The organism is Variovorax sp. RO1 (assembly GCF_002849325.1).
Taxonomy (GTDB): Bacteria; Pseudomonadota; Gammaproteobacteria; order Burkholderiales; family Burkholderiaceae_C; genus Variovorax.
The window spans coordinates 1,055,472-1,076,656 of the sequence record NZ_PKMT01000001.1 but is presented as its reverse complement, the minus strand read 5'-3'; the positions used below and the strand labels follow the sequence as shown (position 1 = coordinate 1,076,656).

The 21,185-nt window shown below is 67.0% G+C and carries 29 protein-coding genes; 11 read left to right on the top strand and 18 right to left on the bottom strand.

Annotated elements, in window-relative coordinates; translation table 11 throughout:
* Positions 1-60 precede the first annotated feature (60 nt).
* From flgJ to flgB, 9 genes are all read right to left on the bottom strand, one after another.
* Positions 61-1,053 carry a flagellar assembly peptidoglycan hydrolase FlgJ gene (gene flgJ / locus CY658_RS05260; RefSeq protein ID WP_101489171.1) on the bottom strand — a complete coding sequence of 331 codons (993 nt, stop codon included), beginning with the start codon at positions 1,051-1,053 and terminating at the stop codon, positions 61-63.
* Positions 1,054-1,063: 10 nt separating this feature from the next.
* A complete protein-coding gene (locus CY658_RS05255) occupies positions 1,064-2,185 on the bottom strand; it encodes a flagellar basal body P-ring protein FlgI (protein WP_374221084.1) in 1,122 nt (373 codons plus the stop codon).
* Positions 2,185-2,877: a flagellar basal body L-ring protein FlgH gene (locus tag CY658_RS05250; RefSeq protein WP_101489170.1), complete on the bottom strand. Its 693-nt coding sequence runs from the start codon at positions 2,875-2,877 to the stop codon at positions 2,185-2,187. The genes CY658_RS05255 and CY658_RS05250 overlap by 1 nt, the downstream gene beginning before the upstream one ends.
* A complete protein-coding gene (gene flgG / locus CY658_RS05245; protein ID WP_101489169.1) occupies positions 2,877-3,659 on the bottom strand; it encodes a flagellar basal-body rod protein FlgG in 783 nt (260 codons plus the stop codon). The genes CY658_RS05250 and flgG overlap by 1 nt, the downstream gene beginning before the upstream one ends.
* A gap of 24 nt (positions 3,660-3,683) precedes the next feature.
* On the bottom strand, positions 3,684-4,430 hold the full coding sequence (locus tag CY658_RS05240) for a flagellar basal body rod protein FlgF (RefSeq protein WP_101489168.1): 747 nt from the start codon (positions 4,428-4,430) through the stop codon (positions 3,684-3,686).
* A gap of 13 nt (positions 4,431-4,443) precedes the next feature.
* Positions 4,444-5,658: a flagellar hook protein FlgE gene (gene flgE, locus CY658_RS05235; protein ID WP_101489167.1), complete on the bottom strand. Its 1,215-nt coding sequence runs from the start codon at positions 5,656-5,658 to the stop codon at positions 4,444-4,446.
* Positions 5,659-5,737: 79 nt separating this feature from the next.
* Positions 5,738-6,424 (bottom strand): flagellar hook assembly protein FlgD, encoded by a 687-nt coding sequence (locus CY658_RS05230; protein ID WP_101489166.1) that lies wholly within the window; start codon positions 6,422-6,424, stop codon positions 5,738-5,740.
* Positions 6,425-6,468: 44 nt separating this feature from the next.
* A complete protein-coding gene (gene flgC, locus CY658_RS05225) occupies positions 6,469-6,864 on the bottom strand; it encodes a flagellar basal body rod protein FlgC (RefSeq protein ID WP_070061526.1) in 396 nt (131 codons plus the stop codon).
* The gene (gene flgB, locus CY658_RS05220) at positions 6,861-7,268 is read right to left on the bottom strand and encodes a flagellar basal body rod protein FlgB (protein ID WP_101489165.1); all 408 of its coding nucleotides are present in this window, start codon (positions 7,266-7,268) and stop codon (positions 6,861-6,863) included. Before flgB ends, flgC begins: the two co-directional genes overlap by 4 nt.
* Positions 7,269-7,553: 285 nt before the next feature.
* Here flgB and flgA point away from each other — a divergent pair, with 285 nt between their 5' ends.
* From flgA to CY658_RS05195, 5 genes are all read left to right on the top strand, one after another.
* The gene (flgA, locus tag CY658_RS05215; RefSeq protein ID WP_257884708.1) at positions 7,554-8,186 is read left to right on the top strand and encodes a flagellar basal body P-ring formation chaperone FlgA; all 633 of its coding nucleotides are present in this window, start codon (positions 7,554-7,556) and stop codon (positions 8,184-8,186) included.
* A gap of 96 nt (positions 8,187-8,282) precedes the next feature.
* Positions 8,283-8,579 carry a flagellar biosynthesis anti-sigma factor FlgM gene (gene flgM / locus CY658_RS05210; protein ID WP_101489164.1) on the top strand — a complete coding sequence of 99 codons (297 nt, stop codon included), beginning with the start codon at positions 8,283-8,285 and terminating at the stop codon, positions 8,577-8,579.
* Positions 8,576-9,031 carry a flagella synthesis protein FlgN gene (locus tag CY658_RS05205; protein WP_257884707.1) on the top strand — a complete coding sequence of 152 codons (456 nt, stop codon included), beginning with the start codon at positions 8,576-8,578 and terminating at the stop codon, positions 9,029-9,031. Before flgM ends, CY658_RS05205 begins: the two co-directional genes overlap by 4 nt.
* Before the next feature lie 8 nt (positions 9,032-9,039).
* Complete coding sequence (locus CY658_RS05200; RefSeq protein ID WP_101489163.1) at positions 9,040-9,471, top strand: YadA-like family protein; 432 nt, start codon at positions 9,040-9,042, stop codon at positions 9,469-9,471.
* A 121-nt stretch (positions 9,472-9,592) separates the two neighbouring features.
* Positions 9,593-10,429 (top strand): response regulator transcription factor, encoded by an 837-nt coding sequence (locus tag CY658_RS05195; protein WP_101489162.1) that lies wholly within the window; start codon positions 9,593-9,595, stop codon positions 10,427-10,429.
* 342 nt (positions 10,430-10,771) lie between these two features.
* Here CY658_RS05195 and CY658_RS05190 read toward each other — a convergent pair whose 3' ends face one another.
* Entirely contained in the window at positions 10,772-11,662 is an 891-nt protein-coding gene (locus tag CY658_RS05190) for a LysR family transcriptional regulator (protein WP_101489161.1), read from the bottom strand.
* A 124-nt stretch (positions 11,663-11,786) separates the two neighbouring features.
* Between CY658_RS05190 and CY658_RS05185 the strand changes: the two genes are divergently transcribed.
* A complete protein-coding gene (locus CY658_RS05185) occupies positions 11,787-12,788 on the top strand; it encodes a Bug family tripartite tricarboxylate transporter substrate binding protein (RefSeq protein ID WP_257884705.1) in 1,002 nt (333 codons plus the stop codon).
* 332 nt (positions 12,789-13,120) lie between these two features.
* On the top strand, positions 13,121-15,922 hold the full coding sequence (locus CY658_RS05180; RefSeq protein ID WP_101489160.1) for an ImpA family metalloprotease: 2,802 nt from the start codon (positions 13,121-13,123) through the stop codon (positions 15,920-15,922).
* A gap of 314 nt (positions 15,923-16,236) precedes the next feature.
* Here the strand turns inward: CY658_RS05180 and CY658_RS05175 are convergent, their stop codons facing one another.
* Positions 16,237-16,899 carry an SOS response-associated peptidase gene (locus CY658_RS05175; protein ID WP_101489159.1) on the bottom strand — a complete coding sequence of 221 codons (663 nt, stop codon included), beginning with the start codon at positions 16,897-16,899 and terminating at the stop codon, positions 16,237-16,239.
* Positions 16,900-16,901: 2 nt separating this feature from the next.
* Positions 16,902-17,111, bottom strand: coding sequence for a hypothetical protein (locus CY658_RS05170; RefSeq protein WP_101489158.1), 210 nt, complete (start codon positions 17,109-17,111; stop codon positions 16,902-16,904).
* An 86-nt stretch (positions 17,112-17,197) separates the two neighbouring features.
* On the opposite strand from CY658_RS05170, the gene CY658_RS05165 reads away from it, so the two are divergent.
* The 4 genes from CY658_RS05165 (at position 17,198) to CY658_RS05150 (ending at position 18,353) form a co-directional block, all read left to right on the top strand.
* Complete coding sequence (locus tag CY658_RS05165; RefSeq protein WP_101489157.1) at positions 17,198-17,422, top strand: hypothetical protein; 225 nt, start codon at positions 17,198-17,200, stop codon at positions 17,420-17,422.
* A gap of 16 nt (positions 17,423-17,438) precedes the next feature.
* Positions 17,439-17,759, top strand: coding sequence for a hypothetical protein (locus CY658_RS05160; RefSeq protein WP_101489156.1), 321 nt, complete (start codon positions 17,439-17,441; stop codon positions 17,757-17,759).
* Positions 17,760-17,868: 109 nt separating this feature from the next.
* Complete coding sequence (locus CY658_RS05155) at positions 17,869-18,051, top strand: hypothetical protein (protein ID WP_257884704.1); 183 nt, start codon at positions 17,869-17,871, stop codon at positions 18,049-18,051.
* Positions 18,048-18,353 carry a hypothetical protein gene (locus tag CY658_RS05150; RefSeq protein WP_101489154.1) on the top strand — a complete coding sequence of 102 codons (306 nt, stop codon included), beginning with the start codon at positions 18,048-18,050 and terminating at the stop codon, positions 18,351-18,353. The genes CY658_RS05155 and CY658_RS05150 overlap by 4 nt, the downstream gene beginning before the upstream one ends.
* Positions 18,354-18,439: 86 nt before the next feature.
* Here CY658_RS05150 and CY658_RS05145 read toward each other — a convergent pair whose 3' ends face one another.
* From CY658_RS05145 to CY658_RS05125, 6 genes are all read right to left on the bottom strand, one after another.
* Complete coding sequence (locus CY658_RS05145; RefSeq protein WP_101489153.1) at positions 18,440-18,967, bottom strand: hypothetical protein; 528 nt, start codon at positions 18,965-18,967, stop codon at positions 18,440-18,442.
* Between the two features lie 2 nt (positions 18,968-18,969).
* A complete protein-coding gene (locus tag CY658_RS32400; RefSeq protein ID WP_143713608.1) occupies positions 18,970-19,311 on the bottom strand; it encodes a hypothetical protein in 342 nt (113 codons plus the stop codon).
* A gap of 153 nt (positions 19,312-19,464) precedes the next feature.
* On the bottom strand, positions 19,465-20,010 hold the full coding sequence (locus tag CY658_RS05140) for a hypothetical protein (protein ID WP_101489152.1): 546 nt from the start codon (positions 20,008-20,010) through the stop codon (positions 19,465-19,467).
* The gene (locus CY658_RS05135; RefSeq protein WP_101489151.1) at positions 20,010-20,492 is read right to left on the bottom strand and encodes a hypothetical protein; all 483 of its coding nucleotides are present in this window, start codon (positions 20,490-20,492) and stop codon (positions 20,010-20,012) included. Before CY658_RS05135 ends, CY658_RS05140 begins: the two co-directional genes overlap by 1 nt.
* Positions 20,492-20,794, bottom strand: coding sequence for a hypothetical protein (locus CY658_RS05130; protein ID WP_101489150.1), 303 nt, complete (start codon positions 20,792-20,794; stop codon positions 20,492-20,494). Before CY658_RS05130 ends, CY658_RS05135 begins: the two co-directional genes overlap by 1 nt.
* Positions 20,794-21,138: a hypothetical protein gene (locus tag CY658_RS05125; RefSeq protein ID WP_143713606.1), complete on the bottom strand. Its 345-nt coding sequence runs from the start codon at positions 21,136-21,138 to the stop codon at positions 20,794-20,796. The genes CY658_RS05130 and CY658_RS05125 overlap by 1 nt, the downstream gene beginning before the upstream one ends.
* Between the last annotated feature and the right edge of the window lie 47 nt (positions 21,139-21,185).

The window sequence follows — 21,185 nt, the reverse complement described above, 5'->3', positions numbered from 1 at the left end:
CGGGGCCTCTCGTGTCGTTGTTCTCGGGTCCGGGCAGTCAAGTCAGGCTGTGCGAGCGGCTCAGCCGAACTTCTGCATGATGCGAACCAGCTTCTCGCCGTACTTCGGATCGGTGGCGTAGCCCGCGCGCTGCAGGCCGTGCGCGGCCTCGGCCGGATCGGCGGTCGCCAGCACGTTCGCGTAGCGCGGGTTGCGCGTGATGAAGCGCGCGTGGTCGGTGAAGGCCTCCTCGTACGAGGCATAAGCCCGGAACTTGGCGCGCACCTTCTGCGGCTCGCCGTCGATGTATTCGGTGGTGGTGGTCTCGACCGTGGCACCCTTCCAGCCCTTGTCGGCCTTGATGCCGAAGAGGTTGAAGCTTTGCGTGCCGTCGTCGGCGCGGATCTCGCGCTTGCCCCAGCCGGATTCGAGCGCGGCCTGCGCCAGGATCAGCGGCGCGGGCACACCGCTGGCGGCGCTGGCCGCCTGTGCCGAGGCGCCCATGCGGTCCACGAACGCATCGACCTGGCCTTGCAGCGAGGCGTTCGCGGCCGGTGCAGGGCCGCTCTTCATTTGATAGACACCGAGGTCGGCTGCAGTCGACACGCGCGCGCCAGGCGCCGAGCCGATGGGAATGCCCGCGCGCGGACCGTACGGCAAGCCGGCGGGCGGCTCGAGCGACATCGGGCGCGTGCCGATGCCATGGTCGGCTTCAGGCGCCGCCGAAGGCATCTGCCGCCGCAGCTGCGCCAGCATCGCTTCGGCAAGCCCCACGCCGCGCCCCGAAAGGTTCTGCGTGAGCTGCTGGTCGAACATCGACAAGTAGACCTTCTGGTCCTGGCTGTCGAGCAGGCCGCTCGAGGACGTGGCCTCGCGCATGCTCTTGAGCACCATGTTCATGAACAGCGCCTCGAACTGGCGCGAGACCTGTTGCAGGCCCTCTTCGGGCGAAGTGCGCACGGTGCGCCGCAGCGCATCGACGCCCTGCACGTCGAGCGCAAAACGCTGGTCGAGCGCACCGCTGCGGCTGGCCGCGTCGGTGCCGGTCCATGCGGTGTTGGCGGAGATGGTCATGCCGTCGTCCTCAGATGATCTCGAGTTCGGCGCTCAAGGCACCGGCCGACTTCATGGCCTGCAGGATCGACACCAGGTCCTGCGGGTTCGCGCCCAGGCTGTTCAGCCCCTTCACCACATCGGCCAGCGACGCACCGCCGCGCACCATCTGGATCGCGCCGCCGCCCTGGTTGACGGAAATCTGCGAGGTCTGCGCCACCACCGTGCTGCCGCCCGAGAACGCGCCCGGCTGGCTGATCACCGGCTCGGTGTTGATCACCACCGACAGGTTGCCGTGCGCCACGGCGCAGTCTTTGACGCGCACCGCCTGGTTCATCACGACCGAGCCCGTGCGCGCATTCACCACCACCCGCGCGCCCGCCTGCGTGGGCGTGACTTCGAGCTCCTGCAGCTGCGCGAGAAAGCCCACGCGCCGCTGCGGCTCGGGCGCCTGCACGCGGATCACGCGCGCGTCCATCGCCTCGGCGGTGCCGGCGCCGAACTGGCGGTTGATCGCGTCCATGGCGCGCTGTGCGGTGCCGAAGTCGGAGCGGTTCAGCTCGATGGTGAATGAACCCTCCGCGCCCACCGGCGCCTCGACCGTGCGCTCCACCAGCGCGCCGGCGGGAATGCGCCCCGAGCTCAGCTGGTTGACCTGCACCTTGCTGCCGTTGGCCGCGGCGCCCGCACCGCCCACCACCATGTTGCCCTGCGCCACGGCGTACGTTGCGCCGTCCACGCCCTTGAGGGGCGTCATCAGCAGCGTGCCGCCGCGCAGGCTCTTGGCATTGCCCATCGACGACACCGTGACGTCGATGTTCTGGCCCGGCCGCGCGAACGACGGCAGCGTGGCCGTCACCATCACGGCCGCCACGTTCTTCAGCTGCATGTTCACGCCCTGCGGGATCGTGATGCCCAGCTGCTGCAGCATGTTGTTCAGGCTCTGCGTGGTGAACGGCGTCTGCATCGTCTGGTCGCCCGTGCCGTCCAGCCCGACCATGAGGCCGTAGCCGATGAGCGGGTTGTCGCGCACGCCCTGGATGCTGGCGAGTTCCTTCAGGCGCTCGGCGTGCGCGGGCGCGATGAACAGGAGCGCGCACAACGCCGCCATGCGCCAGCGATTCGAGGTGCGCGAAAAGGGGAGGTGTGTCATCAGAATGGCATCACGTTCAAGAAGATGCGTTGCATCCAGCCCATGTGCTGGGCTTCATCGATGTAGCCCTTGGCCGAGTACTCGATGCGCGCATCGGCCACCAGTGTCGAGGGCACGGTGTTGTTGCCCGACACGGTGCGCGGGTTCACCACGCCCGAGAAGCGGATGTACTCCGTGCCCTGGTTGATGCCCATCTGCTTCTCGCCGCTCACCAGCAGGTTGCCGTTGCTCATCACGTCGGTCACGGTGACGGTGATCACGCCGTTGAAGGTGTTGTTGGCGTTGGCGCCGCCCTTGGCGTTGAGCGTGTTGGTGCCCGACAGCTTGGTCTCCTGCCCGTCGAGCAGGCCGCCGATGAGCTTCGGAATGGCCGCGAACACGCCGGTCGTGTTGCCTGTGCGGCTGGCGTTGGCGCCCGAGTTCTTGGTCGCGTTGACCTTCTCGCTGATGACGATGGTGAGGATGTCGCCGACGTTGCGCGGGCGGCGGTCTTCGAACAGCGCGTTGGCGCCGGGGCCGTCCTGGAAGATCGCACCGGGGGCGCGCCGCGCCTGCACGGCCGCGTACTGGTCGGCGCGCGCGGTCATCGGCTGGTGCACCAGCGGCTCGCGCGGCACCTGCGCGCAACCGGCGGCCAGCGCGGCCACGAGCAGCAGCGCCGCACGGCGAAGAAGACGCTCCCCCGCACGCATCACAACTGGGCCAGGCGCTGCAGCATCTGGTCGGACGTTTGGACCGCCTTGCTGTTGATCTCGTACGAGCGCTGGGTGGCGATCATGTTGACCAGCTCTTCCACCACGTTGACGTTGGAGGCCTCGACATAGCCCTGGCTCAGCGTGCCCGCGCCGTCCACGCCGGGGTTCACCTGGTTGGGCGCGCCCGACGCATCGGTCTCGGCGTACAGGTTCTCGCCCTGGCTCTGCAGGCCCGTGGGGTTGACGAAGGTCGCGAGCTGCAGCTGGCCGACCTGCACGGTGTTGGTGGCGCCCGCCTGCACCACCGACACGATGCCGTCGCGGCCCACGGTGATGCTGGTGGCGTTGGCCGGGATGGTGATGGCCGGCTGCACCGGGAAGCCGCTGGCCGTGACCAGCTGGCCGTCGCGGTCGGTCTGGAACGAGCCGTCGCGCGTGTACGAGGTGGTGCCGTCGGGCATCAGCACCTGGAAGAAGCCGCCGCCGCTGATGGCCACGTCGGTCGGCTTGTCGGTCTTGGTGAGGTTGCCCTGCGAGTGGATGCGCTCGGTGGCGACCACGTGCACCCCGGTGCCGACCTGCAGGCCCGAGGGCAGGCGCGTCTGGTCGGAGCTCTGGCCGCCGACCTGACGCAGGTTCTGGTAGACCAGGTCTTCGAACACGGCGCGGCTGCGCTTGAAGCCGGTGGTGCCGACGTTGGCCAGGTTGTTCGACACGACGTCCAGCTGCGTCTGCTGCGCGTCCAGGCCGGTCTTGGCGATGTAGAGGGAGCGGATCATTGGAGGGGAATTCTTGGGATGGGGTTAGCCGTAGGCCAGCAGCTTGTTGGCGGTCTGCGCGTTGATGTCGGCGGTCTGCAGCGACTTCATCTGCATCTCGAAGCTGCGCGCGTTGGCGATCATTGCGACCATCGCATCGACCGGCTGCACGTTGCTGCCCTCGATGGCGCCCGAGATCAGCGTCACGGCCTCGTCGGCCTCGGCCGGCGGCAGGTCGGCGCGCATGCGGAACAGGCCGTCGTCGCCGCGCACGAGGTCGGTCGTCGGCGGGTTGACCAGCTTGAGCCGGCCCACTTCGGCGATGCCGGTGAGCACGGTCGAGGCCGCATCGCGCGAACCCACGAGGCCGTTCGACGCAATGCTCACAGCCGAACCCGGCGGCACGGTGAGTGCGCCGTTGTCGCCCACCACGGGGCGCCCGCCCATCGTCGTGAGCTGGCCGTCGGCGCCGATCTGCAGGTTGCCGACGCGCGTGTAGGCCTCGCCGCCGTCGGCCGCCTGCACCACCAGCCAGCCCTCGCCGCCCACGGCCACGTCGAGCGCGCGGCCGGTCTGCGTGAGCGGGCCGTGGGTGAAGTCGGCGCCGGGCGTTGTGGCGGCCACGAAGGCGCGCGTGGGCGCTTCCTCGCCGACCACGGGCACGGCGCGAAAGGTCGCGATCTGCGCACGGAAGCCCGGCGTCGAGACGTTCGCCATGTTGTTGGCGACCACGGCCTGCTGCTCCATGGCCTGCTTGGCGCCGCTCATGGCGACATACAGCATTCGATCCACGCGATGCTCCCGGTCAGCGGATGTTCATGAGCGTCTGCATGACCTGGTCCTGCGTCTTCACGGTCTGCGCGTTGGCCTGGTAGTTGCGCTGCGCGACGATGAGGTTCACCAGCTCGGAGGTCAGGTCGACGTTGGACGACTCCAGCGCGCCCGAGGCCAGCGAGCCGGCCTTGGTGCCTTCGCCCGGCGTGCCGGTGAGCGCATTGCCCGAGGCCTGCGTCTCGGCCCACACGTTGTTGCCCTTGGGCTCCAGGCCGTTCGGGTTGGCGAACGACGACAGCACGACCTGGCCCAGCAGACGCGTCTGCTCGTTGGAGAACTTGCCGGTGATGGTGCCGTCGGGGTTGATCGAGAACGCGGTGAGCTCGCCCGACTTGTAGCCGTCCTGGCCCAGCTTGCTCATGCCGTTGGCGCTGCCGAACTGCGTGGTGCCCGTGAGGTCGACCGAGGTGGTGAGCGGCGAGGCGCCGTTGGTGAAGGTGAGCGGTCCGATGTTGAACGCGCCCGAGGCCGGTGCGGTCATGACGCCCTTGGCGTCGAAGGTCACGTTGGACAGCGCGGCGCCGCCGTTCAGCGGTGCGCCGTCGGAGGTGCCGTACACGTTCCAGGTGTTGGCCGCCGTCTTCACGAAGTACACGGCCACGTCGTGCGGGTTGCCCAGCGAGTCGTAGATAGGCCCGATCGCGTTCGGGTAGTTGTAGGTGGCGGCGTCGGTGGGGTTGAACGGCGTCTTGGCGGGCACCGTGCTGCGCGCGTCGAGGTTGAACTGCGCGTCGACGTTGGCCGTGGGCTTGGGCGGCATCATGCCGCCCTGCACCTGGATCGGCCCCGGCGTGCCGCCGCTGATGCCGCCGCTGGCGTTGGCGCCGTAGCCGGTGAGCTGCAGGCCCTGCGCGTTGACGATGTAGCCGTCCTTGTCGCGCGTGAACTGGCCGTTGCGCGAGTAGAAGACCTCGCCGCTGGTGCTGGCCAGGCGGAAGAAGCCGTCGCCGTTGAGGATGGCCACGTCGAGCGGGCGCGTGCTCGACTGCGTCACGCCCTGCGTGAAGTTCTGCGTCACGCCCGACACCGAAGCGCCCAGGCCCACGCGCGAGCCGGCGTACACGTCCTGGAAGGTGGCGGCGGCCGACTTGTAGCCCACCGTGCCCGAGTTGGCGATGTTGTTGCCGATGACGTCGAGGTTTGCCGCGGCCACGCCGAGTCCGCTGATGCCTTGGGAAAAACTCATGAGAGGGTCCTTGTTCGATGCGAGGAAAAGATGCGCAGCCCACGCGGGCCACGGCGAAAACGAAGACGAAGATGAAAGCTCAGAGGAACAGGCGCACGTCGCCCAGGCCGATGCTGGCGCCCGAGGCCAGCTCGAGCGTCACGCCGTCGGCGCCCTGCTTCACGGCGGCCACCTGCGAGAAGGTGAGCGCGGTGGCCTTCACCGTCGTGCCGTTGTTGCTGGCATCGACCGTGAAGCGGTAGGCGCCCGGCGGCACCGCGACGCCCAGGTCGTCCTTGCCGTCCCAGGTGACGGCGTTGACGCCTTCCTTCATGGCGCCCGCATCGAGCGTGCGGATCACCTTGCCGGTGCTGTCGACGATCTTGATCTCGACATCGGCGGCGGTGCCCGGCAGTTGCACCGCGAAGGCCTGCGTGGCGGGGTCCTTGCCGTCTTCGGGCTTCTTGGTGGTGAGCACGTCGCCGGGCGACAGCACGTTGTAGCCAATGAGCGAGGTGGCCTGCAGCAGCTGGTTGGCGCCGGTCTGGTTGACGAGGCCGGAGAGCGTGGCGTTGAGCTTCTCGATGCCGCTCACGGTGCTCATCTGCGCGAGCTGCGAGGTGAGCTCGGCGTTCTGCATCGGGTTGAGCGGGTCCTGGTTGTTCAGCTGCGTGACGAGCAGCTTGAGAAAGCGCTGCTCGCTGTCGGCGCTGGACACGTTGTTGTTGCTGTTCGCCGCCGTGGGCGCGTTCAGCCCGCTGATGGACGAGGTGTCGGAAAGGGCCATGGGGTCGGGGTTCTTCCTGCGGGAGGTGTGCGTGCGTGCGTGGGTTACTGGCCGATGGTCAGCGTCTTGACCATCAGCGTCTTGGCCGTGTTGAGCACCTCGACGTTGGCCTGGTAGCTGCGCGAGGCCGAGATCATGTTGGTCATCTCTTCGACCACGTTGACGTTGGGCATCGCCACGTAGCCCTGCGCATTGGCGTGCGGGCTCTTGGGGTCGAACACCAGCTTGGCGGGCGACGGGTCTTCGATGACGCCGGACACCTTGACACCGCCGATGTCGCGCCGACCCGAAGCCGCCACCTCGAACACCACCTGCTTGGCGCGGTAGGGCTGGCCGTCGGGGCCGGCCACGCTCTCGGCGTTGGCGAGGTTGCTCGCGGTCACGTTCATGCGCTGCGATTGCGCGGTCATGGCGGAGCCCGCCACGTCGAAGATGTTCATGGCTGTACCGCCGACAGGAGCGATTTGATCTTGGCGTTGATGAGGGTGAGGTTCGACTCGTAGCGCAGCGCGTTGTCGGCGAAGGCCACGCGCTCGACGTCCATCTCGACCGTGTTGCCGTCGAGGCTGGACTGGTGCGGCACGCGGTACTGCAGGTCGTGGCCGGCCGTGGCCTGCGCCTGGCCCGCGAGATGGCGCGACGAGGTGGTGGCCATCGACACCGACGACGATGCACGACCGCGCTCGACGGCTTCGCTCAGGCGCGCGCCGAAGTCGAAGTCGCGCGCCTTGTAGTTCGGCGTGTCGGCATGGGCGATGTTGGCCGCGAGCACCTCCTGGCGTTCTGCCCGGAGATGGAGCGCTTCGCGGTGGAAGCGAAACGCCGCATCCAGCTTGTCGATCATCTTTGTTCCATCTGTTGAGGCGTCGCCAGTGCACGGGGCGCAGCGACCGATGGAAAGCGAGTCTATGCATGCCGCGCGTTGGCAATCGCCCGAACAAAGGGGGGTTTCGCCTGCTGCTCGCACCTTCGCTCGCAGGGCAAATTCATAAAAATCCAGGGGCGCCGGTTCGGCTTCCTTGCACCGGTGCCTTCGATTTTTCGCCCCACTTCTTCGCCTTCGATGACCCTCTCGCCGCTTCGCCGACACCTGCTGCGCACCGCCTGTGCGATGGGGATGGCGTGCGCGATGTCGTCCGCTGCGGTCGCAAGCGATGCAGCCGAGAAGGCCGTCGAAACCTACCTCCAGGTGCAAAGCGCCGGCCTGCCGGGCCAGGTGACGGTGAGCCTCGAAGGACGTGGCACGTCGGCGCTGCCGCCGTGCGACGCGCCCGAGGTGTTCCTGCCGCCGGGCGTCACGCCGTGGGGCCGTATCTCGGTGGGCGTGCGCTGCCATGCCGAGCGGCCATGGACGCGCTTCGTGCAGGCGCGCGTCGCGGTGCAAGGCCGCTACCTGGTGGCTGCGCACGCCATCGACGCGGGCCGCCCGCTGGGTGCCGGCGACGTGGTCGAGCGCACCGGCGACCTCACGCGGCTGCCGCGCTCGGTGGTCACCAGCGCGGCCGAGCTGGCCGGCATGGTGAGCGCCAACCGCGTGGCGCCCGGCGCGCCGATCCGCAAGGAGCTGCTGCGCGGCGTTGCCGTGATCCAGCAGGGCCAGGCCGTGAAGGTGGTGGCGCAGGGGCCGGGCTTTGTCGTCAGCACCGAGGGCAAGGCCCTGAGCGGCGCCGCGGTGGGTGCGGTGGTGCAGGCCAAGACCCTGGACGGCCGGGTGATTCGCGGCGTGGCCGACGAGGAAGGACAGGTCCGGCTGGTGCAGTAGCGGCCGCCGCGTCCGCGCAGGCTTCACTTCATGCACGCCCTTCCTAAAGTTCTTGCACCGGCTGCCGATATACGGGTCAGCCCCTGAGGAATCACCTTGAAAATCGATCCCACCGCCCCTTCGGCCACGCCCCTGCACCGCACCCCCGCCCCGGGTGCGCCGGCTCCGTCGACGTCCGCCGAGGCCGTGCAGCGCCCGAAGGAAGCGACCCCCGTTTCTGCGCTCGTCCATGCGATGCCCGCCGCCGTGGGGGGCAGCGATTTCGACGCGGCGCGCGTGGCCGCCATCCGCGAGGACATTCGCGCCGGCCGCTACGAGATCCGTCCCGAGCGCATCGCCGACGGCCTGCTGGCCAGCGTGCGCGAGCTGCTCGCACCGAAGGGCGAGGCATGACGACCTTGCTGGCACAGCTGCGTGCGGAAGCGGGCTGCATCGAGGAATTTCTCGCGGTGTTGGACGAGGAGGCCCAGGCCATGTCGGACAGCGCCTTCGACGCGCTGAACGCCATCGCCGGCCGCAAGACCGCGCTGCTCGACCGCATGGCCGAACTCGACCAGCAGCGTGAATCGCTGCAGGCGGCGCTGGGCTTCGGGCCCGGCCGCGCGGGTGCGGATGCGGCCGCTGCAGCGGGCGGTGAACCCACGCGCCAGGCCTGGCGCGAGCTGCTCGCGCTTGCCGAAGAAGCACGCAACCGCAACCTGCACAACGGCACGCTGGTGTACGCGCACCTCGACTTCACGCAGCAGGCGCTGCACTTCCTGCAGGCCCGCGCCCAACCCTTCTACGGCCCCGACGGCGTGCGCAAGACGCAGGCCGGCGCGGGCACCCGGCTGGCGGCCGGCTGAGCAGTCTCGTGAACGCGTCCGCACGTTTCGCACCCGCACGCACAGCGATCCCGCTGGTGCTGCTGTGGCTCGCGTGCGCCGGCGCCCATGCCTTCGAACTCGCGCCCGCCGTGCGGTCGGACGACGCCATCAACCTCGGCCAGCTGCACCCGGTGCGCACGGCCGTCGGCGACACGGCGCGCATCGCGTACTCGGGCGCGGCCATGGCCATTGCCATGTCCTCCGCCTACGTGCCGTCGTACCGGCCCGGCGAACAGGCCGTCGGCCTGGCCTTCGGTACCTACCGGGGCTACACGGCCGCGTCGCTGGGCTTCAAGCGCACGTCGGGCGACGGCGACACGGCCTGGGGCATGGCGGTGTCCAGCACGGGCCGGGAGTGGGGCTTCAACGCGGGCATCGGCTGGAAGCTGCCGCGCAGCACCGCCGCCGCCCGCCCCTGACCGCCATGCCATCAACCCGGGACGCCCTTCACCACCTTCGCATGGATGCCACCGACATGAAGACGTCTCCTTCCACCCCAATTCCTCGCCACCAGAAGGTCGCCAGCCCGGGAGCCCGCGCATGATGGCCGCGCAGCAAGGCGCGCGGCGCATCGCGCTGGTCGGTTGCGACGAAGCGCAAGAGGCCGGCTGGGGCAACCGCCTGCGCCTGATGGGCTGCGACCCCGTGTGCTTCGGCGACAGCACCGACTTTTTGCTGGCCATCACGCAGGGCCAGCAGTTCGGCCTGTTGCTGGTCGTGCTGAAAGACGAAGGCGCGTGGCCGATCCTCACGGCGATGTGCCGCGCGCTGCGCATTCCGATTTTTCTGGTGGCGCGCGCGTCGCAGCGCGATCTGCTGGTCGATGTGCTGTCGGCCGCGGGCGGCGAGACGCAGGGCGCGAGCATCGACTTCGCGGTGCTGCCCGTCGACGAGTTCGAGCTGGAACTGCGCGTGCGCGAATCGCTGCGGCGCAACCGCACCTTGCTGCAACCGCAGGCCGCGGCCGCGTGCTTCGGCGACTACCAGTTCCTCGGCGAGCGCCGCGTGGTGGCCTACGGCGGCACCGAGGTGCGCCTGAAGCCGCGCGAGTTCGAACTGGCACTGCTGCTGTTCCGCAACGCGGGCCGGCTGCTGGAGCGCGACTGGCTGCTGGCCTCGCTGTGGGTGGACGCGCGCATCGAACGCACGAGCCGCACGCTCGACTGCTGCGTGGCCAGCATCCGCCGCAAGCTGTCGCTGCACAAGGGCGGCGAGTTCGTGCTGGTCTCGGTGTATGGGCGGGGCTACGAGCTGCGGCACATGGCGCCGGTGGCGCGGCGCGTGTCTGAAGTTGATGAAGCGCCGCTGATCGACACCGCCGATTTTCCCGACACGTCGAACGAGCCGGTGTGGCTCGGCGAGAGCGCGCGGGCCTGAGAGCGCATGGCCCGGCGATGAAAACTGTGACGACCTCCGGCCTCGAGGAACCACCCCGAAGGGCGGGTGCCGAAGCGTCCTCTACCAACGCCAGAAGACCGTCGCCGCCAGTATCGGCGGCCAACCTGAAGCCTGGCTGAAGCCCCGCACAAAACCCTTCTTGCTTCCGCACTCAGCCGCCGGTCAGCGAACTTGCGTTCAATGACAGGCCACACCGTGAGGGGGAGATTCATTGCAGGACACCATGAGACTACTCGCAGAGGCATCGCTGATTCTTGCCCTGGCCATCGTCCTAGGCGGGTTGGTGCTCGGGCTGCTGGCCGGGCCTCAGGACCCTGACGATTAAGGTTGGCCGTCCGGCGCCATGGCGGCGAGGAACTGCTGCGCCACGGCCGCAATGATTTCTGCGCGTGGCGCATTGCGCAGCTGCACCAATGCGAGTTCGCGGCGCTCGGCGGCCTGTGGAATGGGCAGCAGCCGCAGCATCGGGTCGGCGCCCCAGTCACGCTCCGCCAAGTGCGGCAACACGGCGACGCCCAACCCGTCACGCACCAGGTCGACGATCGCCTCGATCGAGTTCAGCTCCAAAAATTCCTGCGGCTTGGCGCGCAGCCGGCGCAACGTGCGCTCCACCAGCTCGCCGGTGTGCTCGCCGCGGTCGAAGCGGATGAAGGGGTAGCGCTCCACCATGGCACGCGGGCTGGCGGGGCGCGAGGCGGCCGGCGTGAGCAGCACCATCGGTTCGGCATACAGCGGCGTCCAGATGAGCGACGGCCGGTGGACGGCCGGGTTGTGCACGACCACCGCGGCATCGAGGTCGCGGCTTTCGACCTGTGCGATGAGCGGGTTCGACTTGCCCGAGACCACGTGCAAGTCGACCGCCGGATGGCGGCGCTTGAGTTCCAGCGTGGCGCGCACCAGCTGCCCCAGCCCCGACACGATGGCGCCGAACTGCACGGTGCCGGCCAGCGGCGCGTCGGCCTGCGTGCCGTGGCGGGCCTGCTCGTACAGCGAGACAATCTGCGTGGCCACCGGCACCAGCGCACGCCCCTGCTCGTTGAGCGCGACCAGCTTGCCGCGCCGCGCGAAGAGCGGGCGCTTGAGGTCGCTTTCGAGGGTGCGCATCTGCAGGCCGACGGCCGCCTGCGTGAGCGCAACGCGCTGCGCGGCCGCGGTGAAGGAGCCTTCGGCGGCCACGGCAAGGAAGGTGCGAAGCACGCGCAGGCTGGGCATGATGAGAAAGCATTTCTTTCAAGTTGACGAAGAAATTATCGCTTTCTCAAAAGCTTTTCCATCATCAGAATCGCTGCTTCCGCTCGCGCGCCCGCGGGTGCCCTTCCCTGTTTTCGGACTCACCTTGACCACGCACCCCACCCGCCGACTGTTCGCCGCCCGCACCACGCTCGCCTTGCTCGTTGGCGCGCTGGGCCTGGTGAGTACTGCCGCCACCGCCGCCGAAGCCTGGCCCACGCAGCCGCTGAAGATGATCGTCGGCTTCGCGCCCGGCGGCGGCAACGACATCCTGGCGCGCATCCTCGCCAAGGAGCTGCAGCAGAGCCTGGGGCAGACCGTGGTGGTCGAGAACCGTGCAGGCGCCGGCGGCCTCATCGCCAGCGAGTTCGTCGCCAAGGCACCGAAGAACGGCCACACGCTGCTGCTGGGCTCCATCGGCGGCAACACGATTGCACCGGTGCTGGCCAAGAGCCTCAGCTTCGACCCGCGCAAAGACCTCGCGCCCATCTCGCTGGTGGCCGAGTCGGGCAACGCGCTGCTGGTCAACGCCAAGCTGCCGTACAAGAACGTGAAGGCCTTCATCGAGGCCGCGCGCAAGGAGCCGGGGCTCATCAACTACGCGTCGTCGGGCACCGGCTCGACCTTGCACCTGGCGGGCGCGCTGTTCGCGCAGCAAGCCAACGTGAACATCGTGCACATCCCGTACAAGGGCAACAGCCAGGCCCTCACCGACGTGGCCGGCGGCCAGGTGCAGGCGATTTTTTCGGGCATCCCACCCGCCATCGTCTCGGCCAAGACGGGCCAGACCCGCATCCTGGCCGTTACCAGCAAGCAGCGCGTGAAGTCCCTGCCCGACGTGCCCACCGTTGCCGAGGTCGGCCTGCCGGGCTACGCCTTCACGTCCTGGTACGGCCTGTTCACCACCGGCGGCACCGACCCGGCCATCGTCGAACGCTTGGCGCGCGAGGTGCACAAGATCATCCACAAGCCCGAGGTGCGGGCGCAGTTCGACATGCAGGGCGTGGAGCCGGTCACCAGCGAGCCCAAGGCTTTCGCCGCGCAGATCGACCGCGAACTCACGCGCTGGGGCCGCGACGTGAAGGCCATGAACATCACGCTCGATTGAGCGTTCGCATGCCGCCGCCGCGCGGCATGCACAAGGCCTTGGCGACCACGGCAGCGCCAGGCCCACAGCGCTCGACATCGGCGCTGTCGCTACATGCTCCACGCGTGCACGGCGCGGACTTTTCCGTGCCCGAGCTCCAAGTGTTTGATCGAGCCAACGGTCGCTGAAAGACCTGTCGAAAACCTGTCAGCGCTGGCGACAATCCGTCGCCCGCCGCCGGCAGTACACACACGCCGCAGCAGCGCGTCGCGTCTCATCGCGACAGGGAGGTACGACCCCGCTCGCACCTCCGGCCTCATGTCCAAAAAGTCAGAACTACAAGGAGAAGAACCATGACGCACGCGCGCAAGCTCGTGACCCTGATCGCCTGCCTCGCCCTGTCCGCCTGTGGCGGCGGTGGCGGAGACTCCGGCGGCGCCGGCTTTGCCGGGATCGGCATGCCCGGCACGCCGGGCACGTCCGCCGGTGCGCCGGACGATGGCGCCACACCGCCGGTGAGTCGCGTCGACGCGGCACTCGACAGCGGAGACCCGAGCGGCCTGCAGCCCGAGGACCGCGCCACGCTGCTGGAGCGCGCGACGCGCAAGGCCATCGAACTGCGTGCGCGCCCGCAGCAGGTATTGGCCGACATCTACAACACGAAGGGGCAGGTGCCGAACCTTGCGCTCGACATCAGCAAGAACAGCGCCGAGCTGACCCCGGCCAGCCTCACGCAGGCGATTCCATTCATCGTCGCGGATGACGGCTCAGGCATCGCGGCCATCGCCGAACTGGGCGACGGCCGCGCGCTGGCCTACGGTGCCGACGTGCTGGGCTGGATGGCCGGCACGACGAAAGAGCAGCAGCACCTGCCACTGTTCACGCGCGCCTTCACCTGGGTGATGACGGGGCAAGCCGACGGCACGCTGCCGGCCACGCTCAAGTTCAGCCAGGCGGGCTACAACGCAGGCGCCATCAAGAACTTCGCGACCCGCCTGCAAAAGAAGACGCAGGAGATCGCGTGCGACATCGCCTCGCCCACCAACACCTGCTGGCGCGACGCCGACCTGCTCGTCTTCGGCGCCAACGTGGCCGACAACCCGGCCCTGGGTGAGCTGGTGCGAAGCTACGTGAAGGCCGGCAAGGCCGTGATCTACATGCACAGCAGCTGGTGGACCGCCCCGGGCGGCACGCGGTTGCTGTCCAGCCTGGGCATGAACCTCGCCGCCGACCCCGGCAACTTCTTTGCGGCAGCACCGGGTTATTCAGTGGGCGCGAGCCGCACCGCTGCAGACGCCCTGGCGCGCGCCGACCAGCTCGGCAGCCTCGTGCACACGCTCGAGTGGCTCGCCAGGGACAAGTACACGCAGGACTTCGCCGTCGACAACGCCCCCATCGTCGGCATCGACGCGGCGCGCAAGGACCTGTCGAGCACCGAGCTGGCCGGCCGGTCGCTCTTCAAGACGGAGAACACCGAACTGCAGCGCCTGCTGGTGCTGTGGGCCGATGAATGGCGCCGCGACATCGCCTACGGCAAGATCAACCGCACCAGCGATGCGGCCAACTTCCTGCGCGCCTATGCGTCCGATTCGTGGCAAGCCTATGGCCGCACCGCGACCACGACGCAACCGGGCGGCCAGGGCGACTACATGCCCGCCGGCGCGCAGAAGCTCGCCACGAGCACGGACTACGAAACCATCGAGCTCACCTTGCCGCAAGGCAGCGGCAAGACCGCGATCGGCCGCGGCGCGATTCCGGCCAAGGCCCTGGCACTCGAGATTGCCGAAGCACCCGCCGGCGTGATCCTCGGCGTGCAGACCAGCCATGTCCGCACCTACGGCAACCCGCTGACGGACGCCGGCAACTACATCCGCCCGCGCCAGGCACCGTCCTGGACCGTGCCGCTGCAGCGCGATGCCGCCAACGACTTCGTCACGCCGTTCGGAGGCCCGCTGTTCCTGAGCTACAGCGGCGCCACGGCCGGGCAGAAGGTCAAGCTGCGCGTCAAGGGCACGATCAGGTACGCCCACTTCGACTTCAGCCAGGGCACGCCCGCGCAGGCCGAGCTGGACGCCACCATGGCCGCGCTGCAACGCCAGGACTACGGTTGGTCGACCTTCAAGTTCCGCGGCGGTGAACTGCAGCAGACGATTGCCGTCGCGCTCAAGAGCTTCAAGTCGGGCATGCCGGCGGGCACGCTGCGGACGCCGCAGGACCTCGTCACGCGGCGCATCGAAGGCATCCTCATGGACACCAACCACATGTCCAACGGCTACAACGACATGAAGATGCCCAGCACCGTGTCGACCTTGTGCACCAGCTTCGCGTGGGCCTGCGACGACGCCGTGCACAACGCGCCGGGCGTACAGCACTTCGTGAGCTGGCTGCCGAGGTGCGGCAGTGGTTGCTCGGGCAACCCGATCGACTCCGACAACTGGCCGATGGACATCGGCTGGGGCTGGCCGCACGAGCTGGGCCACAACACCGTGCAGCCCTGGATGCACATCGTGATCGACGACAAAGGCTGCAGCACCGAGTGCGACAACAACACGCTGTCCAGCGCCCACATGCTGCGCCGCTATGCCGTTCTCGGCGAGGACGACAGCGGCACCCGCACCGCCCACGCGGCCCTGTACAAGATGATCCAGGACAACCGGGCGCTTGCGCTCAGCGGTGAGCCACAGCGCGCGGACATGCAGGCCCGCCTGTGGGGCGGCCCGGAGCAAAGCCCCATGCTCGCCATGTACTTCCAGCTGGCGTTTCTCTACACCCAGGCCCGCCACAGCGAAGCCCAACCCACGGCCGCCAGCACGATCGAGTTCCTCACGCTGCTGTCGAAAGGCGGGCGCCTGGTCGCCAAGAAGTGGAGCACCAACACGGCGGGCAACTACGGCATGAGCGGCTACGCCAGCAACGACATTTCGAACCACGAACTGCTGTACGTGCTGAGCTCGAAGATCATCGGCCAGGACCTGCGCAACGTCTTCTCGATGTACGGCGTTCCGCTCACGCAGACTGCGCTGAATTCGGTGGCGGCGCTGACGCTTCCGCTGGCGCCGCAGCGGTTCTATGCCTTGGGGGCCGGCAAGGCCAACCAGTTGTCGACGGGGCAGTGGTTGTCGGTGCAGGGGCAGACGCCCGTTTATCCGTTCTGAGCGGGCGGGGGGATTGGTCACGGCGTTCCGTCGTGACCATGCCTCGTCTTCGACATCGCTCGAAAACTGCAGGTCTTGGGGTGAATCCGCCCAGGACTGCAGCGGCGGAACGGCCGAGGCCTCAATGCTGCGAGGCGCTGTTCAGGAACAAACAGGCAAAAAAATAGCCCCTTGCGGGGCCATTCTTGGAGGAGAGGGAGGCAGTCACATCGCTAGGATTCATGCGGCTTGCAGGCTCATTTTCTGCAGGATGCCTACTGCGATGCCTACTCACCGATTCGAATCCGCGTCTCCCTGGCGCAACGGAAGATCGCTCAGGCCGCTAGCGGCGCGGCGTCGAACAGCTCGACCGGCGGCACCTTCAGCAGCGCCCTCGCCTCTTCGACCGTGCAGGTCAGCCACCGGTCGAAGTCGTGCGCCTCGAGCGGGATCACCGAGCGCTTGTCCTGCTGGTCGGCCGGCAGCTTCGGATCGGGCTTGTGCATGCGGCCCATGAGCGGATGGCCGTCGGCGTTGATCGTCAACATCGTGTAGCTCTCGTGGATCTCGCCCGAGGCCTTGTCGGTCCAGGTGTTCCACAGCCCGGCGAGGCCCCACGGCGCACCGTCGGCGCGGCGGAATTGCCACCACACGTTCTTCCCGGTCTCCCAGTTCGGCTCGTCGAAGCTGACGGCCGGGATGATGCAGCGCTGGCCGCGCTTCCACGGGTCCTTGTAGCTGGCCTTCTGCTCGAGTTCTTCGCTGCGGGCGTTGTTGGTCGGGAACTTGAGCTTCGGCTCCTTGGCGAACCAGGGGATCAGGCCCCACTGGCCGGTCACCAGCTCGCGCTCGTAGTCGGTCACGTCCTTGGCTCGTCGGATGAACGGGCCAGGCGAGCGCGGGAACACGGCCTTCACCCACCGCGGCGGCGAGTTCTGGTGAACCTGCCAGAAACGCTCGACCTCGAGGTCATCAGGGGCGATGTACCGGTTGCACATCGTCAGCCCCTCAGGCCGTCACGCCAGTTGACCATGCGACGCAGCTCCTGGGCGCCGGCCTCGAAGGCTTCCATGTAGGTGCCGAAGGCTTCCTGAGAGGCCTTCAACTCCCCGTAGATCCTGGCGTCATCCTTCGATTCGATCATCACCCAGTAGTAGCGGCCCGGGTCCTGCTCGTCGACCGTCAGGGCGATTTGGCGTAGGTGGCTCATGCCCACATTCTGCACTCGGGCACCGGTTGACGGCTGGAAACCCCGGGGAGAAACTGTATATCCATACAGCATTTGAAGGGGAAACCATGCCAAAGAGAAAGACGAAACCAGAGCGCTCCTGGACCAACAGGTTCGTTCGGGAGTGGATCAGACTGGCCGACGGCGAGGCCGGGATCGAAGAGCTCTACGACCGGGCCGGCGATCTGGAGTTCAAGAACCGCCATCGAGACCCGCTCAAGGTCGCTGCGAAGGACTTTGCGGACGCAATCCGCCCGCGGCGCGAGCTGATACCGGGTTTCAACGCGCCATGACCTCGGGCCCACGACCATGAAAGAAGTCGAGTACTTCACCTTCATGATGCCGCCCAGCATCTGGAAGAAGAAGCCGCACCCGTCGAGCGTCAAGATGACCGTGGAGCATGCCGCAGAGAGCCACCCGGGCGCCGTTCCAATTCTGTCGTCGCGTGAGGTTCGCCGCGTGCTGGAGACCACCGAAGAAATGTTTAGGCACACCATCCCCCACAAGGGCCGGGCGAGAACGCCCGAAGAGGAGACCTATTCGGCCCGGCTGGTGTCAGGCATTGGGGCGAAGAGCGAACAGCTTGACGGCGAATCGGCACCGACGCCGGATATTACCCACAGGCAGTAAACGCGAAATACAACCCAAGGGTGGGATCGCCAGGCCGCCGCGGGCCGCCAGCGACAATTCGAGCATGAGCCAGACAGACTTTTTCCCCGCCTCTTCCACGATCCTTCGCATGCCGACCTGGCTGGGCCCCGACGTCACCCTGGACCACCACCTTCCGCACGCGATCGGCGACTACAAGGTCACGCCGGGCGCGGCCGGCGAGCGCTGGACCGTGACCTCCCTGAAGACCAACGAGGTGGTCTATAGCGGCATCGGCCCGGTCGAAGTCCTGAGGGGCCAGCCGGCGGCATGAAGACCTCGGAGCTAGGCGGTGCCACCCTGCATGCCTGGATCGCCAAGGCGCTGGGCGAAGAGCCCGGCACGGCGTACAGCACCTCCTGGCCAGGCTTCGATCAGCTGATCGAGCGCGAGGCAATCCACGTCGCCCCCATGCCCGGCAAGGCCTACCAGTGGTGCTCTATCGTGGTGGGCCGCCCGGGGGGCCGGCTGCCGGAAGGCCGCGGCCCGTGGCAGGAAGGGCCGAATCCTCGCATCGCCGTCGGTCGGGCTATCGTGGCCGCACGGTATGGATCAGAAGTGGCCGACCTGCTATAGATCAACACTTCTTGAACGCGGAATCCGAACTCAAAAAAGCCCCAGCCGGTTGGCTGAGGCTTTTCATGTTGACGCGTTCTGATGTGCTAGGCAAAGTTTCTTTGGATCTCATCCAATTTCGAAGGGGGCAATGTAATTATTGCCTTTATCCCATTCTGAATTTTCGAAAACGCGGCCATGCAAACGGCAACAGGAACGATGTAAATCCCCCAGCCGATGGTATTCCAAAGCAGAATCTTGTCCCCATACCTGACGACTCGCCTTCGCATCTCAATTAGCTCCTCGTCACCGCAAGAGTCAAATTCTTGAACACGGGCGATCGCTTCTTTTCGAAACCGCTCATCAGTATCAAACTTGTGCTTGAATGCGGCGAACGTCCAGAGATTGAACCTCGGCATATCATTGATCAAGTTCTGATAGGAGGATCGGACTCGAAGCGCATGTTGCCGATTGGGCCCGCTCGAACGCTCAAGCAATTCCTCAGCCTCTTCTGTGGCATGCAGCAGCTTTAGGCGAACAAGCATTTGCTCCGATGGAGCGAGAATTCCGTCGGCAATGAAGTGCAAGAACGCAAAAAGCGTCAGTGCAAGTATCAGTATTCCCAAAAAAATCATGATTATTTTCCTGGTTTGGGGAGTTTTTGCCCTGCCTTGAAGGCTTGCAATTGCTCCGTAAATTCTCTGCGCATCCTTTGCGCATGAAAATACCAACCAAAGACAGTCAATACGAACAACAAGAAGCCGAGGTAGTAGATGGAACCGAGCGCTTCGAAAATCCAACGGATCAACGGAACAATTTCTTGCTCTGGTATTCTCCAAATCAGCAACAGAGCAACGGCGCCGACAATGGCGAAAGGGAATTGCCCCTTATTGATGGATGTAATAAATACATCCCTAATGGCTTGTGCGTATCCAACCTTATCGGGCGCCGGGGCTCCGGTGGGTTTCGTTACTGCCACGTTCTATCTTCCGGGAAAGTCATCGATTGTAAGTATTTGTGATGACCTTCGAGCTTACAGAGCTACCGCAGGTTTGCAAGCGATGCAAGCCCTGTAGACAACATACTGTGGTTGTAGTTCAACATTTGGTCAAGTCGGCCAAGCGGCCGATCTTCACTTGACGGCGAGTGACGGCGGCCCCAGCAGCGCCCGATCGTTCTTCACGGTGCCGAGCAGAAGCTGCACTTCGTTGTCTCGCCCTTCAACAATGAGTCGGCCTCGCTCAAGAAGCTCTCGACTTCGTGCAGCCATGGCCGCGAGGACTCCGGATCGATCTGCGACACGCTGGCAGGCAGCGGGGTCGCTGACGGCCTGCTCGCGATCAAGGGCGGCGAAGGTGCGGTATTGCTCGCGCACCCTGACAAGCTCAGCAGCAACAGTGCGGCCACGGCCGGCCAGCACCGCGAGGCGCGCTTCGTATGCATCGACGTTCTCCTGTTGGGTTTTGGCATGCGACGCCATCAGCGTGACGGTGCGCTGCAGGTCGGCCAGCGCTGCCAGCGCGCGGGCGGTGTTCTCGTCGGCTCGGCTGCGCTTCTCGGTGGCCAGGTCAGCGCGGGCGCCGGCCGCGCGTGTGCGCTCTATGCCGGCCGTGGCCAGCGCAGCCACGAGCCCCAGCCCGAGCACCCAGAGCAGCGGGGTCTTGAGGTCGGGGAGCATTACCGGAGCCCCAAGGCCTCGCGAGCCTGCTGGTGGTAGCCCGGCCACGTTCGCGGGTGAGGCTTGCCCGGGCGCCAGGTGCGCAGGTACAGATCCCACGAAGCGCCTGCGTCTTCCTCGGCTGGCAGCGGGTAGGGATCGGTGTACAGCAGCAGCCGCGCCACGCCGGCGGCCAGCACGTCGTCGCGCTCCAGGGCGGCCCAGATCGTCGGCACGTCGAACGGCACGCCGCGCGCGTCGCACAGGTTGCGCAGGTGCCCTGTGCTGGCCGAGTGCGTGAACACGCCCTTGACGCCGCCGCCGCGCTCGAACTGCCAGAAGCCGCGGGCCGGGCCGTTGCCCATCTGGCGGCGATGCTCGAAGTGCGACTCTTGCAGCCCGATCGACAGCAGCATCACGCGCGCGCGGGGCGAGTCCATGCGCATCGGCAAGATGGCCAGTGCCGGATTGATCGCGGTCTTGATGAGTTGAGCGAGTTCCATCATCGGTCTCCGAGGGGTGAGTGATCCGTGCGGGTTTCGGGCGGTGCGCCGTTGCGCCACTGGCGCCGCGTCACCTCGAGGTGCAGCACGATCCCGCCGATGCCAGCGATCTCGTACCAGTCGACGCGCCGGTCGACGATCAAGTCGAGCAGCACGCCGCCCGCATAGATCGCCATGAGCGCGTAGACCAGCCACCAGATGAAGCGATTGCGCTTGCTCTTCATGAGACCGATGCGGCAGATGCAGCCGGCCAGCACCAGCACGCAGCCGGCCAGGCCGGCCAGGCGAAGGATCGTTTCCATCATTGACCTCCCAGCTTCTCGATGCGCTTCACGCCAGCATTGAGCAGCGCAGTCACGACGATCTGCGCGCCGTAGCCGGCCACCAGACTGGCCAGGATCAGCAGCGGGCGCGAATCGCTGTTGACGAAGGCAAGCGCACCGGTGCCGCACGCGGCGCCGATCAGCGTGGACAGCAGGATGAAAATCACCGTGCGGACCTTGCCCATCGACTCGGACTGGTAGAGCGCGAGCAGCGCCCCCACAAGCGCCCAGAGCAGCGAGTAATAGTCCACACCCAGCAGCGCCAGCGTGGCCATTGAGATGGCGCCGACGATCATGCCGGCAGTGGTGGTTGGCTCAGGCATGGGTTCCTTTCAGGAATGAAAAAACCCGCCGAAGCGGGTTGTGGTTG